The sequence below is a fragment of the Pararhizobium arenae genome (assembly GCF_001931685.1).
Lineage (GTDB): Bacteria > Pseudomonadota > Alphaproteobacteria > Rhizobiales > Rhizobiaceae > Pararhizobium > Pararhizobium arenae.
In genome coordinates this window covers 1-2,623 of the sequence record NZ_MOOY01000027.1, presented here as the reverse complement: position 1 = coordinate 2,623, position 2,623 = coordinate 1, and the positions used below count along the sequence as shown (strand labels likewise).

Sequence of the window (2,623 nt, the reverse complement as noted above, 5' to 3'; positions counted from 1 at the left end):
ATGTAGGAACATACCTACATATATGGCACCCGTCCTCATCACGCAATGCTCTCGTGGGAAATTGGGTTCTTGGTCGGGTTTTTAAGCTCTTGAACAGATACGAACTTACGACACGTTTGTTCAGAAAGCTAAACGATGGGAGATTGGGAAACTGCAGAGATGTCGACATCAGACTAGCACCGGCTTGGTTTCGCTTCGTCCAGAACATCCAGGTTGTTGCCTGTCCAATTCCAGAGCCCGACCCGTTGGGTCGCGTTGTATATCTTCTCGTTCGTGAGCAGCCGCCCGTTCCCTATCCCGGGAAAGCCGACATTGTCTGGGTGGAGCCCACGCTGATCGCCGAGATCGAGTTTCGGGCGTGGACCGGGGATGGCAAACTGCGCCATCCATCCTACAAGGGCTTGCGGGAACGTCAGGACAATGCCGACGTTTACAAGCTCGATTAGAGAGCCGGCGCAACACGCCGGTACAAACTGCATTCGGTCGCAACGGAAGGGATTGCTGCCATGTGTTGGTGTGTGGACGGCTCTGAGACCTCAGCGTTCCGTGGCATTAATGTCATGGAGCTACGAGCGAGAGGAGCGCTTGCCATGAAGCCTATTGCAAGAATTGGCATGGACACGTCTAAAAACGTGTTTCAGTTGCACGGTGTCGACGACGCTGAAGAACCTACACTGCGACGCCAACTTCGGCGAAGGGAGATGATTAGGATCAGGGGATATTCATCAACATGATCTCGCTGGGCGGATTTGCGGCCGCACCTTATGCCACCGCCTACAGCGCTAGCAAGTTTGGGCTGAAGGGATTTTCGGAAGCGCTGAGGGGCAAACTTTCCGACCATCCGAACGTCCATATCTGCGATGTCTACCCGGCATCTATCGATACGCCTGGGATCAACCCAGAGCGCATGGAGGAACGTTTTGGAAATGGGTACCGGCGATATGAGTGACGGACAGCCGTTCGAGAAAAAAGCAATCAGCGCTGTCGTCCAAGAGTTGGAAAGGCAAGCCGCGGAGAACCCGGAAAAATCAACGTGAAGCGGACGGGCGAGACGGTCACCGTCAATGGCGAGATCGACGTCGACGCTCTGGTCATGGTCGTCGTGGGCTCAATGGCGGGTGGCCCCTGACGCGATAACTGCCATACCGGCTGAGCAATCCTCCAGTCATTTCGATAACCGCTGAAAGCCCTGCCGAATGACGGCGCATGCGTCGCCGACGAAGCTTGAAATACGACGCTGAATGTATTCGACGCCAAGCTTTAACGGGCGCGGCCTCTCTCGCCGCCGTCGAAGGTATCGACCACTCGCAAGGCGAGCGTGTTCGCCCACTGATAACGCCCCTCCGCCTCGATCGAGAAGCGGTTCTACAGACCACCAAGGCGTCCCATGGTGATACCCATCCACGCAGCTGACCATGGAAACACTTTTACAGGACGAAGGCCAGTTTCGGCAGCGAAGTCATCGATGTTCATGCGTGTAATCCTGATTGACGGCGACGGGTGGCCCATGCCAAGCTCAGCTACTCAAGGGCCTTCATCGTCCGTGCCTACCTCCTTCAGACTCACGAAATGCTGTTCGACGCTCATAACCATGACTTCCGTGTTTCGGTGGCATTCCAAGGTGTGGCATCTACGACAACATGCGCACCGCAATAGACAAGGTCGGTCGCGGCACGGAGCGGGATGTCAACATCCATTTCCAGGCAATGGCCAGCCACTATCTATTCGAGCCCGAGTTCTGCAATCCAGCGTCTGGATGGGAGAAGGGACAGGTCGAGAAGAATGTCCAGGATGCTCGCCACAGGCTGTGGCAGCCCATTCCCCGTTTTGCCGCGCTCGATGAGCTGAATGACTGGCTGGAAGAGCGTTGCAAGGCGTTCTGGGCAATGACACCGCATGGCCAGATGCGCGGCACGAATGCCGACATCTGGGCGGAAGAGGCTCAGGCTCTCATACCGGTCACACGGTCCTTTGATGGATTTGTCGAATATGCCAAACGGTGGCCCAAGCCGTTGGCGAGCTGACGGAACAAGGCTCACCTGCCTTCGAAGCCGCCATGCCCATCAAGTAGCAGCTCCTTAAGGCAGAGACGGCCGAGCGGGAGGTCAGGTCCGTTGCCTATCAGCTGAAGACGGTAGAGCTCACGCTGTTTGAGCCGCAAGAATGCGCAAACTAGCTTAAAACGTGCGGATAACTCCAAGTAAAGCGGCGCGCTCTAGCACTACTTTGGCAGATTGAGGCAAGGCTGGTTTGAGATGATTTGCGCTCTCTTCATTGGGAGCGCAACATGGCAGATTGGGATGCGGAGCTTTCAGCATTTTTGCAGCCATTTCTGGACAAGCTCGGACACAAGAAGCGGCGACAGATGTGCCCTCTTTACGTCTCCGGGCTCATTGGCCCCGGTGACCGCAAGAGTATCGAGCCGATGGCGGAACGGTTTGCTCCAGGCCAGTATGACCGCTTGCACCATTTCATTTCCGACGGCCTTTGGGATGCTGTTCCTCTTGAGACCGAGCTTGCGCGACAGGCAGACAGGATCGTTGGTGCATCCAGTGCATTTCTGGTGATCGATGATACCGGTCTGCCGAAGAAGGGCGATCACTCGGTGGGTGTCGCGCCGCAA

General features: G+C 56.1%; 1 protein-coding gene and 4 pseudogenes. All 5 read left to right on the top strand.

All coding sequences use genetic code 11. The features are described from left to right. Positions 1–272: 272 nt before the first annotated feature. A pseudogene (locus BLX89_RS23705) lies at positions 273–446 on the top strand (ATP dependent DNA ligase); the annotation flags it as partial. Between the two features lie 144 nt (positions 447–590). Further along, a pseudogene (locus BLX89_RS24530) lies at positions 591–710 on the top strand (IS110 family transposase); the annotation flags it as partial. 5 nt (positions 711–715) lie between these two features. After that, positions 716–895: pseudogene (locus BLX89_RS23695) on the top strand (SDR family NAD(P)-dependent oxidoreductase); the annotation flags it as partial. A gap of 602 nt (positions 896–1,497) precedes the next feature. Then, positions 1,498–2,000 (top strand): annotated as a pseudogene (gene istA, locus BLX89_RS23685) (IS21 family transposase); the annotation flags it as partial. A 287-nt stretch (positions 2,001–2,287) separates the two neighbouring features. Then, positions 2,288–2,623, top strand: a 336-nt coding sequence (locus BLX89_RS23680; RefSeq protein WP_143523755.1) for a transposase, incomplete at its 3' end; no start/stop codon positions are given.